The 21,663-nt window shown below is 67.7% G+C and carries 16 protein-coding genes; 7 read left to right on the top strand and 9 right to left on the bottom strand.

Annotated elements, in window-relative coordinates:
- Positions 1-9 precede the first annotated feature (9 nt).
- Positions 10-576, bottom strand: coding sequence for a TetR/AcrR family transcriptional regulator (locus tag BST13_RS16980; protein ID WP_083165193.1), 567 nt, complete (start codon positions 574-576; stop codon positions 10-12).
- A gap of 115 nt (positions 577-691) precedes the next feature.
- On the opposite strand from BST13_RS16980, the gene BST13_RS16975 reads away from it, so the two are divergent.
- Together BST13_RS16975 and BST13_RS16970 are read left to right on the top strand one after the other, a co-directional pair.
- Positions 692-1,945, top strand: coding sequence for an NADH:flavin oxidoreductase/NADH oxidase family protein (locus BST13_RS16975; RefSeq protein WP_083165192.1), 1,254 nt, complete (start codon positions 692-694; stop codon positions 1,943-1,945).
- Positions 1,942-2,358 (top strand): nitroreductase/quinone reductase family protein, encoded by a 417-nt coding sequence (locus BST13_RS16970; protein WP_083165191.1) that lies wholly within the window; start codon positions 1,942-1,944, stop codon positions 2,356-2,358. The genes BST13_RS16975 and BST13_RS16970 overlap by 4 nt, the downstream gene beginning before the upstream one ends.
- Here the strand turns inward: BST13_RS16970 and BST13_RS16965 are convergent.
- The 4 genes from BST13_RS16965 to BST13_RS16950 form a co-directional block, all read right to left on the bottom strand.
- Positions 2,348-3,229, bottom strand: a complete 882-nt coding sequence (locus BST13_RS16965; protein WP_083165274.1) for an enoyl-CoA hydratase/isomerase family protein — start codon at positions 3,227-3,229, stop codon at positions 2,348-2,350. The two genes, BST13_RS16970 and BST13_RS16965, sit on opposite strands and share 11 nt — an antisense overlap.
- Positions 3,230-3,233: 4 nt before the next feature.
- Positions 3,234-4,751, bottom strand: a complete 1,518-nt coding sequence (gene fadD4, locus BST13_RS16960) for a fatty-acid--CoA ligase FadD4 (RefSeq protein ID WP_083165190.1) — start codon at positions 4,749-4,751, stop codon at positions 3,234-3,236.
- 51 nt (positions 4,752-4,802) lie between these two features.
- Positions 4,803-6,047, bottom strand: coding sequence for a sodium:proton exchanger (locus BST13_RS16955; RefSeq protein ID WP_083165189.1), 1,245 nt, complete (start codon positions 6,045-6,047; stop codon positions 4,803-4,805).
- A gap of 360 nt (positions 6,048-6,407) precedes the next feature.
- Positions 6,408-6,974: a TetR/AcrR family transcriptional regulator gene (locus tag BST13_RS16950; RefSeq protein ID WP_083165188.1), complete on the bottom strand. Its 567-nt coding sequence runs from the start codon at positions 6,972-6,974 to the stop codon at positions 6,408-6,410.
- Positions 6,975-7,059: 85 nt separating this feature from the next.
- Between BST13_RS16950 and BST13_RS16945 the strand changes: the two genes are divergently transcribed.
- Positions 7,060-10,095, top strand: coding sequence for an MMPL family transporter (locus BST13_RS16945; RefSeq protein WP_083165187.1), 3,036 nt, complete (start codon positions 7,060-7,062; stop codon positions 10,093-10,095).
- 117 nt (positions 10,096-10,212) lie between these two features.
- Here the strand turns inward: BST13_RS16945 and BST13_RS16940 are convergent, their stop codons facing one another.
- The 3 genes from BST13_RS16940 to BST13_RS16930 all read right to left on the bottom strand — a co-directional run bounded on the left by BST13_RS16940 (position 10,213) and on the right by BST13_RS16930 (position 14,543).
- Positions 10,213-12,039 carry a phosphoenolpyruvate carboxykinase (GTP) gene (locus tag BST13_RS16940; protein WP_083165186.1) on the bottom strand — a complete coding sequence of 609 codons (1,827 nt, stop codon included), beginning with the start codon at positions 12,037-12,039 and terminating at the stop codon, positions 10,213-10,215.
- Positions 12,040-12,189: 150 nt separating this feature from the next.
- The gene (locus BST13_RS16935) at positions 12,190-13,650 is read right to left on the bottom strand and encodes a hypothetical protein (protein WP_083165185.1); all 1,461 of its coding nucleotides are present in this window, start codon (positions 13,648-13,650) and stop codon (positions 12,190-12,192) included.
- A complete protein-coding gene (locus BST13_RS16930; protein WP_083165184.1) occupies positions 13,647-14,543 on the bottom strand; it encodes a P-loop NTPase family protein in 897 nt (298 codons plus the stop codon). The genes BST13_RS16935 and BST13_RS16930 overlap by 4 nt, the downstream gene beginning before the upstream one ends.
- 215 nt (positions 14,544-14,758) lie before the next feature.
- Here BST13_RS16930 and trmB point away from each other — a divergent pair, with 215 nt between their 5' ends.
- From trmB to mmpL3, 3 genes are all read left to right on the top strand, one after another.
- On the top strand, positions 14,759-15,541 hold the full coding sequence (gene trmB / locus BST13_RS16925) for a tRNA (guanosine(46)-N7)-methyltransferase TrmB (RefSeq protein WP_083165183.1): 783 nt from the start codon (positions 14,759-14,761) through the stop codon (positions 15,539-15,541).
- Positions 15,538-16,239, top strand: a complete 702-nt coding sequence (locus BST13_RS16920; RefSeq protein ID WP_095533585.1) for an NYN domain-containing protein — start codon at positions 15,538-15,540, stop codon at positions 16,237-16,239. Before trmB ends, BST13_RS16920 begins: the two co-directional genes overlap by 4 nt.
- Before the next feature lie 76 nt (positions 16,240-16,315).
- Entirely contained in the window at positions 16,316-19,309 is a 2,994-nt protein-coding gene (gene mmpL3 / locus BST13_RS16915) for a trehalose monomycolate exporter MmpL3 (RefSeq protein WP_083165182.1), read from the top strand.
- Here mmpL3 and BST13_RS16910 read toward each other — a convergent pair.
- Positions 19,306-20,466, bottom strand: coding sequence for an AI-2E family transporter (locus BST13_RS16910; protein ID WP_083165181.1), 1,161 nt, complete (start codon positions 20,464-20,466; stop codon positions 19,306-19,308). The genes mmpL3 and BST13_RS16910 overlap by 4 nt on opposite strands.
- A 73-nt stretch (positions 20,467-20,539) precedes the next feature.
- On the opposite strand from BST13_RS16910, the gene BST13_RS16905 reads away from it, so the two are divergent.
- The gene (locus tag BST13_RS16905; protein WP_083165180.1) at positions 20,540-21,661 is read left to right on the top strand and encodes a lysylphosphatidylglycerol synthase transmembrane domain-containing protein; all 1,122 of its coding nucleotides are present in this window, start codon (positions 20,540-20,542) and stop codon (positions 21,659-21,661) included.
- Positions 21,662-21,663 lie beyond the last annotated feature (2 nt).

The raw sequence follows: 21,663 nt of genomic DNA, 5'->3' as shown, positions 1-21,663 counted from the left end.
GGCTACGGCTCAGGCGCTCGGCAGGTGCAGCCGGGTGAGTTCGACGAGATGACGACCGACATCATCGAGGGCATCGGTGTTTTGAGCCGCGATCGCCATGATGACCGCACCCTCGACCGAAGCGATCGTCATCGTCGCCAGGGAACGCGCCACGTCGGCGGCGGCACCGGCACGGATCAACCGCTCGGCCAGGATCGCATGCCAGTCTCCGAACGCCTCGGCTGCCGCATCGGCGGCTTGTGGTGCATCGCAGCGGCCGAGCACAGCAGCGACGATGGGGCAGCCACCCTGCATATGCGTCTCGGCCAGCTGCAACTTCCACTGGTCGATGAATTCCTGCACGGCCTCGGCGGGTTCGCGCCCTTCGTCGGCCGCGCGGATCGCGGCAGTCAGCGCCTGCCCGGCAACACGGGTGGCCTCGGCGACGAGCTCCTCCTTGCCGCCCGGGAAGTTCAGGTAGATGGACCGCCGGGAGACGCCACTGTCCTCGAGCAGCGCGTTGAGTCCGGTCCCCGCGACGCCGCGGCGCCTCAGTAAGCCCGTCACGCTCGCGATCAAGGTGTCTCGTGCCGACATCGTGCCTGTTACCTCCCTGCTAAACCGGTCAGTCTACCTGCACACTTTGCGGTAGACCAATCGGTGTACTAGCGTCACCGGCAGCATCCCAGCGCGCTGTTGCGAGGAGACCGACATGCCCGACATCCACGACCCGCTCACGCTGGCCAGCGGCCAGGTACTGCGCAACCGACTGATGAAGTCGGCGCTCAGCGAGGGCCTGGGGACCGCAGACCACGGTCCGGACCAGCGGCTGGTCGAGCTCTTCCGGCGCTGGGGCACCGGCGGGTTCGGGCTCGTGGTCACCGGCAACGTGATGGTCGACCGCGATCACCTCGGCGAGCCGGGCAACGTAGTCGTCGAGGACGACCGCCACCTCGACGAGCTGTCCCGCTGGGCCAAGGCCACCAAGGACGGCGGCGGCCTGGTCTGGATGCAGGTGAACCACCCTGGGCGACAAGCCAATCCGCTGGCCACCCGGTCGCAGCCGGTGGCACCGTCGGCTGTCCGCATGAGCGTGCCCGGGTGGCAGGCGCCGCGCGCCCTCAACGACGACGAGATCGAAACCATCATCGACCGGTACGCGCACACCGCCGCGATCGCCGACGCCGCCGGTTTCGACGGCGTCCAGATTCACGGCGCGCACGGATACCTCGTCGCGCAGTTCCTGTCGCCACGCACCAATCAGCGAACCGACCGGTGGGGCGGCGACCCGCAGCGTCGCATGCGCTTCGCCCTCGAAGTGGTGCGCCGGACGCGCGCTGCTGTCAGCCCCGGCTTTTCGGTGGCCATCAAGCTGAACTCCGCCGACTTCCAGCGCGGCGGCTTCACCGAGGAGGAGTCCCGCGCCGTCATCGCCGCCCTGGCCGCCGAGAACCTCGACCTCATCGAAATAAGCGGCGGGACATACGAATCCCCCGCGATGGAGGGTAGGCCCGTCGTGCAGTCGGCGTCCACCAAGGCGCGCGAGGCGTACTTCCTCGAGTACGCCCGAGCCGCGCGCGAATTCTCGGGGAACGTGCCGCTCGCGGTGACCGGTGGCTTCCGCACGCGGGCGGCCATGAGTGAGGCCGTCAGCTCGGGAGCCTGTGATGTGGTCGGGTTGGGCAGGCCGACCACCGTCAACCCGGAGGCCGCCGACAGCATGCTGGTGGCACATCAGGCGCACCTTCATGTTCCGGACATCGCACCGGCTCTGCCCGCGAGGCTTGCCAACACGGCCCGCGCCAAGACCTTTCTCAGCGCGCTGGAACTGCAATGGCACGGAACGCAGTTGCACCGGCTCGCCGCGGGCGCAGAGCCCGACCCGACGATCGGCCCGCTGGCCACGGCCGCGGCGCTGCTCAAGAACAACGGAGTCAACGCATTCCGGGCACGGAGGAACTCATGACCGACAAGACGCTCGACAAGTTCCGCCGCGAGCGGGCACTGGGACGCCATCTGCTGAACCCGGCCGTGCGGGCACTGTCTCGACTGGGGTTGCGCACGGCATTGGCGTCGGAGTTGGAGACGATCGGCCGCAAAACCGGTCAGCTGCGCAGGGTTCCCGTCTCCGCCCAGTTCGACGCGACGGGCGCATGGGTGATCTGCCAGCACGGAACACGTTCCGGTTGGGGCAGCAACATCACGTCGAACCCGAATGTGCGCCTGCGACAGGGAAACCGGTGGCGCACGGGTGTCGCACAATTCCGTCCCGACGACGATGTCGTCGCGCGGGGCCGCAAATTCGGCGTGATCGGTGCACGGATGGTCAAGGCACTGGAGACCACACCGGTCTCGGTGCGCATCGACTTCACCGACTGACGATCTCGTCGACCAGCCCCCAGTCCAGCGCCGTCGCGGCATCGATGGTGCGGCCGGTGAGCACCAGATACGCAGTGCGCCAACGGCCGATGCGCCGCGTGATACTCACGGTGCCGCCCGCGCCGGGAATGAGTCCCAACGCCAGCTCCGGTAGGCCCAGGGTGGCCTGCGGGTGGGCGCTGACCCAGCCGCAGAACGCCGCCATCTCCAGGCCGCTGCCCAGGACCTGACCGTGCACGTCAGCCCGGCAGCGGCGGCCCAGCCGTGCCGTCAACTCGTCGAGCACCAGCGCGGGGCTGTGCCGCGTGCGCGCCAGATGCGCGCCGGCCGGATCGTCGAAAGACCCGAACTCGGCGAGATCGCCTCCACTGCAGAAGGATCGGCCATTGCCGCTGAGCACCACCTCATCGATCGACGGGTCGAGCCGGGCCACCTCCAGCGCCTCCAGCAGTGCAGCCCGGGCATCGGTCGAGAAGGCGTTGTGGCGCTGCGGGCGGTTGAAGCGGACGTGCAGCGTGTCGCCGACCCGTTCGGCCTGAAGCGGATCGGGCAGCAGCGGCACCGTCGCCGGGCCGCGTTCGGTGAGCCAACGGGCGAATTCTGGCCCGGCCTGCAGCGTGGAATAGGCCAGGGACTCGGTGATCACCCCGCCGAAAGCCGGTGCTGCGCCATCGAGGCTGCGCAGAACGTCGTCGCACACGGCCGCGGCCAGCGGCCAGCGTTGGCATCGCTGCGCCAGCGTGGCCAGCGTCTGCTCGACCGAATCCACCGTGACCGCGCGACGGTCGGCAGTCCTGGCTTCGGTGACGGTGAACGTCGCGGCATCAGTGGGGTTTTCGACGGCGACGCGAATCCCGCCCGGCAGCTCGATCACATCATGAATATTTCTCGACCAGCCCTTGCTTGTACAGCTTGCCCGTGTCGGTACGGGGCAGTTGGGCCTCGAACGAGATGGACCGCGGGCATTTGTAGTGCGAGAGCCGGTCGCGCAACCAGGACAGCAGCTCGTCGGCGAACTCGGGTGTGGCGTCGGCAGGATCGACGGTCTGCACCACGCCCTTGACCGCCTGCCCCATCTCGTCGTCGGGTATGCCGAACACTGCCGCGTCCATCACCTTGGGGTGGACCACCAACATGTTCTCGGCTTCCTGTGGGTAGATGTTCACCCCGCCGGAGATGATCATGTGATGCCGGCGATCGGTCAGGTAGAGGTAGCCGTCCTCGTCGAGATATCCGATGTCCCCCACGGTTTTCCAGCCGTGCGCGTCGCGCGACGACGCGGTCTTCTCGGAGTCGTTGAGGTATTCGAAGTCCGCACCGCCTTCGAAGAAGATCTCGCCGGGCCGGCCCACGGGCTGCTCATTGCCGTTCTCGTCGAGGATGTGCAGGATTCCCGTCATCGCCCGGCCGACCGAACCCGGGTGCGCCAGCCATTCCTCTGCGGTGATCAGGGTCGCGCCGATGGCTTCCGATGAGGCGTAGTACTCGTCGACGATCGGGCCCCACCAGTCGATCATCTGCTTCTTGATCTCCACAGGACACGGCGCCGCGGCGTGCATCACCCGCTGCAGGCTCGACACGTCGTACGAATCACGCACGCTCTGCGGCAGTTTCAGCAGGCGCGTGAACATCACGGGCACGAACTGGCCATGCGTCACCTTGTACCGCTGAATCGCGTCGAGGGTGCCCTCGGCGTCGAACTTCTCCAGCACCACGGTGGTGATGCCAGCGGCCTGCGCTTGCATCGACCATACCGACGGCGCGGTGTGATAGAGCGGCGCGGGGCTCAGGTACACCGAATCCGGCGTCATCCAGAATCCGACCAGCGCCGCCATCAGTCCCGGGTGCTCCGTCGGCGGGACATGCGGCAGTTCGCGTTTGATGCCTTTCGGCCGGCCTGTGGTGCCCGACGAGTACTGCAGCAGATCACCCTCGATCTCGTCGTCGATCGGTGTATCCGGCTGATCGGCAACACATTCCGGGTAGGGTTGCCAGTCGTCCAACTGGCCGGCCCCCGCGAGCAGCAGGATGGCGGGCAGCCCGTGCGGCAGATGTTCGGCCAGGCCCGCGCACAGGTCGAGCAGCGCGGTCGAGCCGACGATGGCCTTGGCGCCGCTGTTGTCGACGATGTAGGCCGCCTCCGCTGCGGTGAGATGGGTGTTGATCGGCACGTAGTACAGGCCGCTGCGGCGGGCCGCCCACATGACGGCATGCATGTGCTCGTTGTTCTCCATGAGGATCGCGACCACGTCACCCTCGACCAGTCCGCGCTGACGGAAATAGTGCGCGAGCCGATTGGCGCGCGCCTCCAGTTCGTCGAACGTGACGACCGTGCCCGACGGGTGGAGGATGATCGCCGGTTTGTTGGTCCCGACGTGTTCGCGGATCTGCATGAGGCACTGTAACCGGCACCACTTGACAGGTGTCAAGTGGTGCCGGGCGGGCTATCGGGCCAGGGCGGGCTCGTCGGCGATGTCGTCGGCGACCTCGGCCGGGCGGAACGGCGCCCGCAGCGTCACCGCCATATGGCGACGATTGATCACGAACCCGATCAGCGCGAGTACCGCGTACACGCCGCACAGCACCAGCCGCCCGTCGGTCGAGGTGATCGGGAACTGCACGACGAACAGGGCGAGCAACGCCAGCGCGGTGTAGCGGTGGAAGCGCAGCGCCAGGATCAGCGCGATGCCCATCATGGTCTGGGTGGCGGTCAGCAGAACCTCTTCGATCTGCCTACCGTCGAGCACCAGCGCAGGACCGCCACCGCCGGCGACGTAAGCGATCGGCAGCGATCCCATCAGCAGCGTCCACTGGTTGACCTTCGACGAGATCAGTGTCGCGATGGCGGCGGTGCCGTTCCCGCGGCTGGCGAAGATGATCGCGATGATGAACTCGGGGGCCTCGGAGGCCAGCGGCGCGAGCCACTGGACCAGCAGGAACTGGTCGATTCCCAGCTGGGTGCCCGCGCCGATCAGGCTCTCGGCGAACGGTTCCGCGCACATGAGGATGACGGCGCCTGCGATGACGAACAACGCCACGACCGTCGAGCGGCGGGCCCGCGTCGGCATTACACCGATCGCGGCCGCGGTGCCGATGAGATCCGGCTCCTCGACGTCGCCGCGGCTCATCTTGTAGAGGTAGAAACCGAACCAGGCCAGCAGCGCGACACCCAGCACGAGGTGGATCTGCCCGGTCGCCGGGATCACGAAGGCGACGACACCTGCGATCAGCAGGAATCCCAGCTCGACGCGGTTACCCGGCTCAAGCGCCATCGATCCGACCTTCTGCCCCGACATCTTGCGGGCCACCCACAGGCCCACCAGGACGACGACGGGCCAGCCGACACCCATCAACAGCCGGTTGGAACCGGTCATGTTGGCGGCGGCGAATTGCACGTAGTCCGGGTTGTGGCCCGCGGTGTAGGCGTAATAGAGGTCGACGGCGTACTCGGGCAGCACCGCGATGAGGGCCAGCACCGCGATGGCCAGACCCCCTGAGACGTCGATCTGCGCGGCCTCGGCCGCCCAGGCCAGCAGGAAGCTCGCCGCGACCACGGCCGCGCCGTAGATCACGAGGGCGACAACGGGGTTGGGATGCAGCCCGCCGATCCTGACGACAAGGGCAGGCGCGATGAACAGGGCTGTGGTGATCAGCGACCGGGCGAGGGTTCGTCCGTGCGTGCGGGTCACGTGAAGTCCTTTGGCTTCTGGCGGCCCGTGGTCTCATCGACGGCGCGACAAAACCTCGGACCGACACGGGTATGTCGGCCGAAGGTCTCGCTCGCCGGATATCGCTTCCAGTGGATGACCGGGCGGCTTCCGCTGCCAGTATGTCGACCATCCGCATCGCGTCGGCCAGGCCGACGGTCAGGAACTACTCCCCTTCGCTGCCGGGAAGGCTACCCTTTGCGACCGCGGCCAGCAACGTAGCGAATCTATGAATATTCGCGTCCTAGGCATGGAAATTTGCTGGTCAGCATTGTGGAAACTAGTTTTCGGACACCCAAACTATCGCGTATGGCAACCCTGATACAGGATATCCGGCGGGGCTCAATCTGCGCCGACGTGGCGCAACAGCAGCATCAGACCGGCGTGGGCGTCATCGAGAGGCTGCAGGGAACGGGCGCTCCTGCACTGGATGATGGCGCCCTCCAACGTGCTGACGATGAAGCTGCCCAGCGATGCCGCGGTTGCCGAATCGACACCCTTGGACGCGATCGAGGCGGCGATGACCCGCGCCCAGTCGGCAAATACCTGCGCCGAGGCGTCGCGCACCGCGAGCGCCTCCGGACCGGCCTGCGCAGCCGCCATGATCGGGCAGCCGGCGGCAAATCCGCTGCTCGTGAGGCTCTCTTTCCAGCCGGCCACGAACGCCATGACCACGTCGTCGGCAGGCAACGCCTGCGTCAACTCCTCGATCTTCGATGTGATCACGCGCCCTGCAGCCAGCGTCGCCTGCACCATCAGCTGAATCTTCCCTTCGGGAAAGTGCTGGTAGATGGAGCCGCGCGCGGTTCGGCTGTGCGCAAGAAGGTCGCTGAGGCCGGTCGCGTGGACGCCACGTTCCCGCATCAACTCGATGGCGCTCGCGATCAGTCGCTCCCGCGGGCCAGCCATACGCACACACACTCCACTTCACCGAATAGACCGATTGGTGCATCCTAGTCGTTCGGCCATAGACCGATTGGTCTACGATCCGGGAATGCATGATCTTGAAATCTTCGGCAAACTCGCCCGAGCCTGCGCGAAGCATGCGTGGTGGGTGCTGGGAGCGTGGCTGGCGCTGGCGGGCACGCTGAACCTGGCGATCCCCCAACTCGAACACACCGTCGCCGAACACTCCGCACCGTTCACCCCCGAAAGCCCGACCACCGAAACCCTGCGTCAGATGTCCCGTGACTTCGGCGTGCCCGATACCACGGCGATCGGCAGCATCGTGGTGTCCAGCGACCGCACCCTCGGGCCGGCCGACGCCGCCTACTACCGCGATCTGGTCTCCCGTCTGGTGGCCGACAAAGACGACGTGGCCTACGTGCTGGACACCTACGGCACGCCCGGGTTGGAAAACCTCGGGCTGAGCCCCGACGGCAAGGCCATCCATCTCATCGTCGCGACGACCGGCGACGTGGGATCCACCCGTGCACACCGGTCGACGGAGAATGTCCGTGCCGCGGTCGCCGCACTGCCGCACCCACCAGGCGTCGACGTACATTTCACCGGCGCCGCACCGACCCTGTCCGACCTGTTCTCCGCCATCGACACATCGCTGGCCATCATCACCGTCGTATCGGTCGTGCTGATCACGCTGCTGCTGTTGGCGGTATACCGCTCGCTGCTCACGGCATTGATTCCGCTTCTCACCGTGGGCATTTCGCTCGGCGTCGCCCGTCCCGTCGTCTCCTGGCTCGGCGGGGCCGACCTGTTGTCGGTCTCGAACTTCACCATCGCACTCGTCACCGCCATGGTGCTCGGCGCCGGGACCGACTACGGCATCTTCCTGCTGGCGAACTACCACGAGGGCCGACGCCGAGGGCTCGGGGTCGACGACGCGGTAGCCCGCTCCGGCGCCCACACCGCGGGCATCGTGATCGCGTCGGCGCTGACGATCGCCGGCGCCGGAATGGCCATGGTGTTCACCAAGATCGGCATGTTCCGAACCGCAGGCCCACCGATCGCGCTGTCGATCGCGATCACCATGGCCGTCGGCCTGACCCTCACCCCGGCCATCATGGCGCTGTGGGGACAGCGCGGGTACGCCGAACCCCGCCCGCTCGACGAACGGCGCTGGCGACGCCGCGGAGCGGCCATCGTGCGGCGGGCACCAGCGCTGGTCGCCGCGTCACTGGTGTTCCTGCTCGCCACCAGCGCGGTGCTGCTCACGTTCCAGCCCAACATTGACGAGAACGCGATGCAGCTGCGGGCCACCGACAGCAAGCGCGGGTATGACGCGGTTTACCGGTATTGGGGCGTCAACGAGGCGGCACCAGAATTCGTCACCATCCGGGCCGATCACGATATGCGCAACACCAACGATCTGGCCGCTCTCGACCTCATCGCCATGTCGATCGGCAACCTGCCACAAGTCGCGTATGTCCGCTCCATCACCCGTCCGGACGGAAAACCGTTGCCCGAGACCGCCATCGGATCGCAGACCGCACAGGTCGGCGACGGGCTGGCCGACGCCCACAACCGCGTCGAGCAGGCCATCCCGCAACTCAAGCGGCTGGCGGCCGGAGTGACGCAACTGCACGACGGCTCCACGGGGGCCGCCGAACGACTGCCCGAACTCGCCAAGGGCGCCCGCGATCTCGTCGCTCTCACCCGAAACCTGCTGGGCACACTGGAATCCGCGAACCGGGTGGCCAACACGCTCTCGGACGGATCGCTCGACGTGGCAACCGTCGTACACACGATGTCCGACGCCACCGACGCCCTGGACCGGGCGGTCGGCGAAATCGACGCCACCCGAGCCAAACTCGCCGCCCCGACCGCTGCACTGCACGCGGTGTTCGACCCGCTCACCGCAGTTGATCCCGGGCCGGAATGCGCCGCCGACTGCATGCGCGCCAGGCAGGCATTCAGCGACCTCAACGCGGCCACGGGCGGGCGCGCGCTGCTTGCGATCAACGGACTGACGCTCGCGGCACCACTGGTACCCGAGCGTCAGGTGGCCACCGCTCTGGATGCCCTGCCCGACCTGCGCTCCGGCATCAAAGGTCTGCGCGCGATGCTCGACCAACTGGGCACCCGCACACCCGATCAGACGCGTCAGGACCTCAACCGGCTGATCAGCGGAATCACTGAACTGTCAACGGGATTGGGCCGTCTCACCACCGGGCTGGGCGAAGTGAAAACCGGCACCGACACCATGGTGGAGCTGACCACCCAACTCGGCGCCGGGCTCGACCGCGCGTCGGACTTCCTGCACCGCCTGTCCGCCGACACCGCAACAGGTGCGGGCCGCGGCTTCTATCTGCCGGAGGAAGGCCGCAGTGATCGCAGGTTCACCGCGGGCGAGCGACTGCTCATCTCGCCGGACGGCCGCAGCGCCCGGATGATGGTGGTGTGGGCGGTGAACCCGTACGGCGCCGAGGCCATGGGCGCGGTGCCCGGCGTCATCGCCGCGGCCCACAACGCCGCCACCGGCACGGTGCTGGAGCATGCGACCATCGAATCGACCGGCCTGGCATCGCTGTCGCAGCGTCACCTCGACCAAACCTGGCGTGATTTCGCACTTTTCGCAGTCGTGGCGGTCGCGGCGGTTCTGCTGGTCCTGATCGCCATGCTGCGCAGCCTGGTTGCGCCCGTGCTGATGATCGCTGCGGTCGTATTGTCGTTCGGCGCCGCGGCCGGAATGTCCACCCTGATCTGGCAGCACATCGTCGGCATCAACCTGGACTGGTCGGTGTTCCCGGTGTCGTTCATGGCGCTGGTCGCCGTCGGAGCCGACTACAGCATGCTGTTCGCCGCACGCATCCGAGAGGAATCCCAGAGCGGGGTGATCAGCGGCATCATCCGGGGCTTCGGCAGCACGGGGAGCGTGATCACCACCGCGGGAGTGGTTTTCGCCATCACGATGTTCGCGCTCACCAGTGGGACAGTGCTCAATCTGGTGCAGATCGGTTCGACCGTCGGCATCGGACTGCTGCTCGACATCACCGTCGTGCGGACATATCTGGTGCCCGCCGCGATGAGCCTGCTCGGCAATCGGATGTGGTGGCCGGCGCGCGCGGCGTGACGCCCTGCCCGCCAACGCAAACGCGCACCCTCGTGAATCACGAGGGTGCGCGAATTGCTGAGATGTTGCGCGCGGCTAGCGACAGACACGCACGCTCGCGGTGCTGAGCGCTAGGGCCTAGGCGTCTTCGGCGAGGCGGTGCTTGAGCGCGTCGAACTCGTCCTTGAGCCCGGTCGGCAGCTTCTCACCGACGAACTCGAACCACTCCTCGATCTGCGGCAGCTCGGCCCGCCACTCGTCGGGGTTGACGGCGAGCGCCTCGTCGACATCGGCGGGGTCCACGTCCAGGCCGTTCAGGTCCAGGTCGGCAGCCGTCGGCACGATGCCGATCGGGGTGCTCTTGCCGTCGGCCTGATGCTCGATGCGCTCGATGGCCCACTTGAGCACGCGGCTGTTCTCACCGAAGCCCGGCCACAGGAAGCGGCCGTCCTCGCCCCGGCGGAACCAGTTGACGAAGAACACCGCGGGCATCTTCGACTCGTCGGCGTTCTTGCCGATGTTGATCCAGTGCTGGAAGTAGTCGCCGACGTTGTAGCCCAGGAACGGCAGCATCGCCATCGGGTCGCGGCGCACCGTGCCGACCTTGCCCTCGGCGGCGGCCGTCTGCTCGGAGCCCAGGGTGGCGCCGATGAACACGCCGTGCTGCCAGTCGCGGGCCTGCGTGATCAGGGGCACCGTGGTCTTGCGGCGCCCGCCGAACAGAATGGCCGAGATCGGCACGCCCTGCGGGTCGTCCCACTCGGGCGCCAGCGTCGGGCACTGCGAGATCGGGGTGCAGTAACGCGAGTTGGGGTGAGCGGCCTTTTCCTCCGACTCGCGGTACCAGTCGTGGCCCTTCCAGTCGATGAGGTGGTCGGGGTCGCCTTCCAGGCCTTCCCACCAGACCTCGTTGTCGTCGGTCTTGGCGACGTTGGTGAAGACGGTGTTGCCCGCGGCGATGGTCTTCATCGCGTTCGGGTTCGAGGACCAGTTGGTGCCAGGTGCGACGCCGAAGAAGCCGAACTCGGGGTTGACGGCATAGAGCCGGCCGTCCTTGCCGAAGCGCATCCACGCGATGTCGTCACCGACGGTCTCGGCGCGCCAGCCCGGGATGGTGGGCTGCAGCATCGCGAGGTTGGTCTTGCCACACGCCGACGGGAACGCCGCGGCGATGAAATACGCCTTGTTCTCCGGGGAGATCAACTTGAGGATCAGCATGTGCTCGGCGAGCCAGCCCTCGTCGTGGGCCATGGCCGAGGCGATGCGCAGCGAATAGCACTTCTTGCCCAGCAGCGCGTTGCCGCCGTAGCCCGAACCGTAGCTCCAGATCTCCCGGGTCTCGGGGAAGTGGGTGATGTATTTGGTGTCGTTGCACGGCCACGGCACGTCGGCCTGACCGGGCTCCAGCGGAGCGCCGAGCGAGTGCAGGGCCTTGACGAAGAAGCGGTCGTCGCCGAGCTTGTCCAGCGCCGCCTGCCCCATCCGGGTCATGGTGCGCATGGAGACGACGACGTATTCCGAGTCGGTGATCTCCACACCGAGCTTGGGATCCTCGGCATCCAGCGGACCCATGCAGAACGGCACCACCCACATGGTGCGGCCGCGCATCGAGCCGCGGTACAGCTCGGTGAGGATGCCCCGCATCTCGGCGGGGTCCATCCAGTTGTTGGTCGGCCCCGCGTCGATCTCACGCTCGGAGCAGATGAAGGTCCGGGATTCGACCCGGGCCACGTCCGAAGGATCGGAGAGGGCGAGGTAGGAATTGGGCAGCTTCTCTTCGTTGAGCTTCTGGAAGGTGCCGGCGTCGACCAGGTGGGCGGCGAGGCGGTTGAACTCCTCCTCGGACCCGTCTGCGAACGCCACGCGGTCGGGCTGCGTCAGTTCGGCCACCTCACGCACCCAGGCCAGTAGGCCCTCGTGCTTGGTCGGTGCGGTGTCCAAACCCGGAATGGTCGCTGCGGGCATATAAAAGTCTCCTGCGTGAGTTTTTTCGGAGCGCGTACCACGTAAATGACGCGGTCGGGGGGTCCTTGGCTATGAGGTTAACGCGGGTGACATACCCATTGTCCACGACTGCAATGTCCGATTACTCACAAGAACGATTCAGTTGACGGGTTACTCCGCAGTAGGCCCTGAGCTGCCATAAAGATCTGCCCGGACGGCGTCGAGCGCACGCTGTAAAGGAGGTATCCGGCGATCGCGCGCAGCGGCCGCCCGCGACGTCGCGATGGCGTGCTCGCGTAATTCGGCATCGATTTCGGCGATTTGTCGGGCGGTGGACTGAGCCTCGGTTTCCTCGACCGTGGCCAATTCGGTGGTCAATGCCGTCTCCGCGGCCAGCACCCGGGTTGCGACGAACTCCTCCAGCGTCGATCGCAGCGATGTGGTGGCGTCGGCAACCCAACGGTCGAGCACGGCGCGGTCCCGCAGCAGCCCGCGGACGCCGACCACCCAGATCGTCAGCAGCAGCCCCACCACGGCCCCGACCACCAGGCCGGCCACGGCCAGCTGCGGCGCCGCCCCGGCCAGCATGCGGCTCACCGCGAACGCCACACCCAGACCGAAGCCGACACCAAGCACCGCCATGAGCCGGGTCTCGGTGGTCCGGGACCGCAGCGACGGCGCCTCGATGACCGGTTGCGGAGGCTCCGCTGCGGGCGGCGGGGCCGTCAGCCCGAACTCGGCGGCCACGTCGCCGAGGTGTTCGGTGACACCGTCGTCGACCTCGTCGACCACATCGTCGGCGCGGCGGTGCACATACTCCTCGAACGCGGCCATGCGCCGGCGACTGAGCCCGGCGATGTCTTCCTGCAGTTCTGTGCGCACCGAACTGCAGCGATTGCGGGCGAAGTAACCCAGCTGCACCCGGGCCTGCTGGAGCTGACTGCGCAGCGCGATGCTGCGTTCGGTTCTGGCGAGTCTGCGACTGCGCGCGATGTCGTCGCGACGCTCCCGCAGCGCCTCCACCCTGGCCTTGCGGTCCGCTCCTGCGCCGTCGGCCTCATACCTGCCGATCACCGCGACCAGCCTGGCCTCCCAGGCTCGCAGCCGGTTGCGGTGCCGCACCTCGGGTTCGGCCAGCCGAACCTCCAGCAGCTCGACCAGCTCGTCGAGCTGCGGCTCGCCCAGGTCCGGCGCGGCCGCCACCCCGACCCACGGCATGCGGGCATACCGGCCTGCCCGCTGCGCCAGGATCGCCGCATCGGCATCGCGGATCTCCCGCCAGCCGCGGTGCGCGTCGATCTTGGACACCACCCCGATCACCAGATCGGTGTACGTGGACGCCAAATCGACCAGGGCGCAATCGGATTCGGTCAGAGGTGAGGCCGCGGACACCACGAAGACGACGGCCGACGGCGCCTCACCGGCCACCAGTTCGGTGGATTCGACGAACGGCTGCTGCGGCATGCGCTCCCGCAACGCCGCCAACACACTGGTGGCACCGGCCAGCCAGGGCCCGGTGACCAGCACGACGTCACGGGGCTCGACGCCCGGCGAGCTCAGTCCCGGATCGATGGCCGCGACGACGGCATCGGCGGCAGCGACCGGATCCTGCTCGGGATCGACGTCGGTCATCGGCCGCCCAACAACCGCAGCGAGCCGCGGACGATGTCCGCACTGCAGCTGCGGTGCAGCGCGTCCACCGGTCCTCGACCGTAATTCCGCCAGTGCCTGGCCCGCCGCACATGGGCCTCGGGACGCGTACCGGGATCGACCACCAGACCGTGCGCCTGCACCACGTCGACGGCAGCGGCCATCACTGCGATCACGGTGTCGTCGGCCGCAAGGAAGCGAGCGACGTCGTCGCGGCCCAGCGCCCGCAATTCGGCCAGTGCGGCCCGCACCCGCCGGTACCGCACCGGCGCCGCGACATCGCGCAACGCAGCCAGGACGTCCTCGACGCCGCTGAGCCGGCGCAACAAAGCAGGCAGCTCGTCCGCTTCGGCGCCCCGGCTCAGCGCCAGGCTGGCATGCGCGACACCGAACCGGTCGAGGGTGGCCAGCAACCGAGCCCGCAGCGCATGCGGCACCGGGTGCTCGCCGGCCACGAACGCGTCGGCCGAGGTCAGATCCGCAGGTTGCACGGCCAGCGTCCGCAGCGCGGAGATCAACTCGGCGGGCAGCGTCACCGCCGCCAACAACGCCACCATCGGCACCACGGGCACCCCGGTCAGCGCACGCAGCTCGACCGCCCGGCGCTGCGCGGTGGCCATCGGGCCCCCGGGACCCGAACCGGCCAGGTCGGCCTTGTTGAACACGATCAACCCTGGCACCCCGGCGCGGCGCAGCTCCGCCAGCAGCGCCAGATCCTCGGGCTTGCACACCTCGGCGATCACCAGGACCACGACCTCGCCCGCATCGGACACCACCATGCCCGCGGCACGCAACGCGTCGGCGACCGTCGCGGCGCCGACGCCGGGGCGTCCCCGCACGGCAATGCCCACCGGGGCCGACACCCGCGCGCTCATCTGCGCCAACCGTGAACCACCGGCACGGTCAGCGAAACACGCGAGCTCATCTGCGAAAATGTGGCGGCCTTCCCTGCGACATCCGGACCCGCTCCGGTCCCCCACTGGAAATCGTGGCACGTCCCGGGCAGGCTCACGAACGGCCGTTTGACCCTGACAGTCCAAGGCAACTGTTGGGTATCAATCTCTACCACGATGCGGGGACTTCGGCGCCAATGAGACACCATGGACAAATGCACGTGCCCAGGCTGGATGTCGCGGGTGGGCCGGCTCCGGAACCGGACGACACCGGGGCCGCCGACCAGCCGCACCGCCTGCCCCGGGTGACCAGCTTCCGCACCCGGCGCTCGACGCTGTCGAGCGGACAACAGGCCACCTGGGACCGCCGCTGGCCCGACCTGGGCATGCAGGCCCGCAGCGACGACGGCAAACCGGTGGTCGACCTGGACACCGCGGCCTGGTTCGGCCGCAGTGCTCCGCTGGTGCTGGAGATCGGCTCGGGCACCGGTACCTCGACCCTGGCGATGGCGCAGGCCGAACCGGACATCGACGTGATCGCCGTCGAGGTCTACCGCAAGGGACTGGCCCAGCTGCTCAGCGGCATCGACCGCGCAGGCATCAACAACATCCGCCTGGTCCGTGGCGACGGCGTCGACGTGCTCGAGCACATGATCGCCCCGGCATCGCTGACCGGCGTTCGCGTTTTCTTCCCCGATCCGTGGCCCAAGTCCCGGCATCACAAGCGCCGACTGCTGCAGCCCGCGACGGTTGCGCTGATCGCCGACCGGCTGCGTCCCGGCGGTGTGCTGCACGCCGCCACCGACCACAGCGGGTACGCCGAATTCATGGCTGAGGTCGGTGACGCCGAGCCGCTGCTGCGTCAAGTCTCCGACAGTGACGAGCTGCCCATCTCCGTGCAGCGGCCCGTCACCAAATACGAACAGAAGGCCCTCGCCGGTCCGGACATCACCGAGTTGATCTGGGAGAAGCGCCCATGAGTGTGTTCCCCGAGCTGGACGACGGTGTGCAAGAGCACAGTGTGCAAGACGCGTCACAGGCCGACGGCACCGCGACCACCCGCCGGGTTTTGCTGGTGTGGGATGCACCCAATCTCGACATGGGGCTCGGCTCCATCCTGGGCGGCAGGCCGACCGCCGCGCACCGGCCCCGCTTCGATGCCCTGGGCCGCTGGCTGCTGGGTTACACCGCTGAGCTCTCCGCCGCCGAACCCGGCATATCGCTGGAGCCCGAAGCAACCGTCTTCACCAACATCGCCCCAGGTAGCGCCGATGTCGTTCGCCCATGGGTGGAGGCTTTGCGTAACGTGGGGTTCGCCGTCTTCGCAAAACCGAAGATTGATGACGACAGTGACGTCGACAGCGACATGCTCGACCACATCGCGCTGCGCCGCCGTGAGGGCTTGGCCGCGGTGCTGGTCGCGTCCGCCGACGGGCAGGCGTTCCGGCAGCCACTGGAAGACATTGCTCGCGAAGGCACCCCGGTGCAGGTGCTCGGATTTCGCGAACATGCAAGCTGGGCGCTAGCGTCGGATACCTTGGAGTTTGTCGATCTAGAGGACATTCCTGGTGTTTTCCGGGAACCGCTGCCACGGATCGGCCTGGACTCGCTGCCCGAGCAGGGGGCATGGCTGCAGCCGTTCCGGCCGCTGTCATCGCTGCTGAACTCGCGCGTGTAACAACTGCACAAGGCCTGAAGAAATTTCGCCGAGAAATTCGATGCGCGGGTCTCCACGGATCTAGTTAGGAGCATAAGTGTTCGCCTGGTGGGGTCGAACGGTGTACCGGTTCAGGTACATCGTCATCGGTGTCATGGTGGCGCTTTGCCTCGGTGGCGGCATCTACGGGGCCGACCTGGGAAAGCACGTCACGCAAAGCGGCTTCTACGACGAGGGCAGCCAGTCCGTGGCGGCGTCGCTGCTGGGCGACGAGGTGTACGGCCGAGACCGGACCAGCCACGTCGTGGCGATCCTCACTCCGCCGAATGACAAGAAGGTCACCGACAAGGACTGGCAGAAGAAGGTCATCGGCGAGCTCGACAAGGTGACCAAGGACCACCCGGACCAGATCGTCGGCTGGGTGGGCTGGCTGAAAGCGCCCGACACCACCGACCCGACCGTCAGCCAGATGAAGACGCAGGACCTGCGCCACACCTTCATCAGCGTCCCGCTCAAGGGCGACGACGACGACGCGATCCTCAAGAACTACCAGGCCATCGCGCCCGACCTGCAGAAGGTCAACGGCGGCGACATCAAGCTGGCCGGCCTCAACCCGCTGGCCAGTGAGCTGACGGGAACCATCGGCACAGACCAGAAACGCGCCGAGCTGGCCATCGTCCCGCTCGTGGCCGTCGTGCTGTTCTTCGTGTTCGGCGGCGCCGTCGCGGCGGCCCTGCCGGCGATCATCGGTGGTCTGACCATCGGCGGCGCGCTGGGAATCCTGCGGTTCACCGCCGAGTTCGGGCCCGTGCACTTCTTCGCCCAGCCGGTCGTGACGATGATGGGCTTCGGTATCGCGATCGACTACGGCCTGTTCATCGTGAGCCGGTTCCGAGAAGAACTCGCCGAGGGCTACGACACCGAGGCCGCGGTACGAAGATCGGTCATGACCTCGGGCCGCACGGTGGCCTTCTCCGCGGTCATCATCGTGGCGTCGTCGCTGCCGCTGTTGCTGATCCCGCTCGGCTTCCTCAAGTCGATCACCTACGCGATCATCGCCTCGGTCATGCTCGCGGCGTTCCTCTCGATCACGGTGCTGCCCGCGACGCTGGGCATCCTCGGCGCCAACGTCGACGCGCTCGGCGTCCGCACGCTGCTGCGCGTGCCGTTCCTGGCCAACTGGCCGTTCTCCCGCCGGATCATCGACTGGTTCGCCGAGAAGACCCAGAAGACCAAGACCCGCGAAGAAGTCGAACGAGGCTTCTGGGGCCGGCTGGTCAATGTGGTGATGAAGCGGCCGATCGCGTTCGCCGCGCCCATCCTGATCCTGATGACGCTGCTCGTGCTGCCCATCGGGCATCTCGCGCTCGCCGGCATCAGTGAGAAGTATCTGCCGCCGGACAATCCGGTGCGCCAGTCGCAGGAAGAGTTCGACAAGCTGTTCCCGGGCTTCCGTACCGAGCCGCTCACCATCGTGATGAAGCGTGACGACGGCCAGCCGATCACCGACAACCAGATCGCCGACATGCGCGCCAAGGCGCTGACCGTCTCCGGCTTCACCGACCCGGACAACAACCCGGATGCGATGTGGAAGGAGCGCCCGGCCAACGACAGCGGGTCCAAGGACCCGTCGGTCCGCGTGATCCAGAACGGCCTGGTGAACCGCGGTGATGCCGCCACCAAGGTCGGTGATCTGCGTGCCCTACAGCCGCCGCGCGGCATCACGGTGTACGTGGGTGGCACACCGGCGCTCGAACAGGACTCGATCCACAGCCTGTTCTCCAGGCTGCCGCTGATGGTGGTCATCCTGGTGAGCACCACGACCGTGCTGATGTTCCTGGCCTTCGGATCGGTGGTCCTGCCGATCAAGGCCGCGTTGATGAGCGCGCTCACCCTGGGCTCGACCATGGGCATCCTGACGTGGATGTTCATCGAGGGGCACGGGTCAGGTCTGCTGAACTACACACCACAGCCACTGATGGCACCGATGATCGGCTTGATTATCGCGGTGATCTGGGGTCTGTCGACGGACTACGAAGTGTTCCTGGTGTCTCGCATGGTGGAGGCCCGAGAACGCGGCATGTCGACCGCCGAGGCCATCCGGATCGGTACCGCGACGACGGGCCGGCTGATCACCGGTGCGGCCCTGGTCCTCGCCGTCGTGGCAGGCGCGTTCGCCTTCTCCGACCTGGTGATGATGAAGTACCTGGCCTTCGGTCTGCTGATCGCCCTGCTGCTGGACGCCACCGTGATCCGGATGTTCCTGGTGCCGGCCATCATGAAGCTGCTCGGCGACGATTGCTGGTGGGCGCCGCTGTGGATGAAGCGGCTGCAGCAGCGGATCGGCCTCGGCGAGACCGAGCTGCCCGACGAGCGCAAGCGTCCGGCCGTGCGCGAGCCCGCCGACGACGAACGCACCCTCGTCGGTGCCGGTGCCCCGCCGCCACCCGCGGCTCGGCCCCGTCCGCATGATCCGACCCATCCCGCTGCCGATCCGCGACAACTGCCGCCGGCCCGCACCAACGCCCCGTCCGCGGCAGGCACAACGCGGATGGCTCCGCCTCCGCCGCCGCAGCCGCCCCGGCAGCAAGCCGACGAGCCGGCGACGACCCGGCTGGCGATGGCCCGCAATGCCGTGCGCAACGCGGTGTCCAACGCGGTCAACACCGCGACGGGTCACAGCAACGCACCGACCGAACGCACTCAGTTGCCCCACCCGCCCGTGGAAGGCTCGGCGAAGCCCGCTGCGCCGGCCCAGCGCGAGGAGCGGGAGATCGAGTCCTGGCTCGGTGCGCTGCGTGGTGGGCCGTCGGCTCAGCCGACTCCCCCGCCCCCGCCGATGCGGCCGTCTGCGGATCCCACCCGCGCGATGCCGCAGTCAGGCGGCGACGATGCCGCACCGACAACGGCGTTCAGCGCGCAACGGCCCACCGACAACGGCGGTTCGGACGCCACCACGGCGATGCCGTCCCTGCGTCAGCATGATCAGGAACCGTCCACCGAGAAGCTCAACACCCGCGAGGACGAGCCGAAGCGGCGCGGTGGCGGGATGAGCGCGCAGGATCTGCTGCGCCGCGAGGGCCGGCTCTAGTCGTTGTCGGACGGCGCCAGCCGTTGTTCCGGGGAGTCGGGCGTGGCTTCGATCATCACGCCCTCCCCCTCGGCCTCCTGGCGGGCCTCCTCGGCGGCCGGGTCGGGGGCGATCAGCACCCGGATCGCGCTGTTGAGCACGGCGACGGCGGGCACAGCGAGCAGCGCGCCGACGATCCCGGCCAGCACGCCACCGCCTGCGATGGCGAGCACGACGGCCAGCGGATGGATCGACACCGCCCGTCCCATCACCAGCGGCTGCAGCACATGCCCCTCCAGCTGCTGCACCGCGATGATGAGCCCCAGAGTGATCAACGCGTAGATGAAGCCCTTGGCCAGCAGCGCCACCACGACCGCGAGGAAGCCTGCGATCACCGCACCGACCAGCGGGATGAACGCGCCCATGAACACCAGGGACGCCAGCGGCAGGGCCAGCGGGATACCCATGATCGCCAGACCCGTTCCGATACCGATGGCGTCGACCAGGGCCACCAGGAACGTGGCGCGCACATAGCCGACCAGTGAGTGGAAGCCGGCCCGCCCGGCGTCGCGCACGCGCTCCCGCACATCGCCGGGGATCACCTTGGTGACGAATCCGAAGATGTTGCGTCCGCCCTGCAGCAGGAAGATCAGCGTGAACAGCATCAGCAGGGCGCCGGTCACCAGCTCGGTCAGCGTCCCCGCCGTGGACAGCGCGCCGGTGGTGAGCTTCTCCTGGTTGTTGCGCAGCGCGTTGATCGCGGTGTTGCCGGCCTGGTCGATCTGTTCCTTGCTCAGATGGGGCGGCCCGTTGATCAGCCAGTGCCGCAGGCCGTCGATGCTGCGGGTCATCTGCTCGACCAGCGCGGGCGCGCCTTCGACGAACTGGCTGACGACGAAGGTGAGGATGCCGCCGACCACGGCGATACCGGTCAGCAACACCAGCGCCACCGCGATCCCGCGGGGCACGCCACGGGTGTCCATGAAATCCACGGCGGGCAGCAGCAACGCGGTCACCATGGCGGCCAGGGCCACCGGCACTACGAGCACCTCGAGTCGTTTGATCAGCCACAGCACCGCGACGACGGCGGCGAGGATGATCAGCAATCGCCAGCACCAGGCCGCGGCCTTGCGGACGAGGGGTGTCACGGCATCGTCAGCAACCGAATCCGATGGCATGCCCGTAGCGTAGCTGCGCCACGCCCGCACCAGTGGTCATGACGGCGCGACCTGCGCGGTTACCCTGTAGTGCGTGTCATACGACGCGCCGGCGCTCACTGCCCGGGGCCGGGCGCGATCCACGCGCGGCAAGTACTGGTGGCTGCGATGGCTCATTCTTGCCGTCGCGGTCACGGTGTTGGCCGTCGAATTGACGTTTGTGTGGGATCAGCTCGCCAAGGCGTGGAAGAGCCTGCTGACGGCGAATGCGTGGTGGGTGCTGGCGGCTGTGGTGGCCGCGATGGCGTCGATGCACAGCTTCGCCCAGATCCAGCGCACGCTGCTGCGCTCAGCCGGGGTTCCGGTGCAGCAGTGGCGGTCGGAGGCGGCGTTCTACGCCGGTAACGCGCTGTCGACCACGATGCCGGGCGGGCCGGTGCTCTCTGCGACGTTCGTCTACCGCCAGCAGCGCATCTGGGGCGCCTCACCGTTGGTCGCGTCGTGGCAGCTGGTGATGTCGGGTGTGCTGCAGGTGGTGGGCCTGGCGTTGCTGGGTCTCGGTGGTGCGTTCATGCTCGGCGCGAGCAAAAACCCACTGTCCCTTATCTTTTCACTCGGCGGCTTTCTTGCGATCATCCTGCTGGGCCAGGCCGTGGCGACCCGCCCCGAGCTGATCGAGGGCATCGGCGTCAAGGTACTGACCTGGGTGAACTCACTGCGCGGCAAGCCTGGTGACACCGGGATCGGGAAGTGGCGCGAGATCCTGTGCCAGCTGGAATCGGTCAGCCTGGGGCGACGTGACCTCAGCATCGCGTTCAGTTGGTCGCTGTTCAACTGGATCGCCGACGTGGCCTGCCTGGCGTTCGCCTGTTACGCGGCCGGTGGACACCCGTCCCTTGCCGGGGTGGTGGTGGCCTATGCGGCTGCCCGCGCGGTCGGCTCGATCCCGCTGATGCCGGGCGGCCTGCTGGTGGTCGAGGCCGTGCTGGTGCCCGGCCTGGTGTCCAGCGGGATGACGCTGGCCTCGGCGATCTCCGCGATGCTGATCTACCGGTTGGTGAGCTGGATCTTCATCTCCGCGATCGGGTGGGTGGTGTTCTTCTTCATGTTCCGCACGGAGAAGGACATCGACCCGGATGCCGACGCGCCGCCGCCCGCGTGCACCGACACCACATCGGCCGAGTCGGCACCCGCCAACCCGGAATCCGAACGCTAGGA

The organism is Mycobacterium aquaticum, assembly GCF_002086485.1.
Classification (GTDB): Bacteria; Actinomycetota; Actinomycetes; order Mycobacteriales; family Mycobacteriaceae; genus Mycobacterium; species Mycobacterium aquaticum.
Note: the sequence above shows the minus strand (reverse complement) of the source record. Positions and strands in the feature narration are given on the sequence as shown.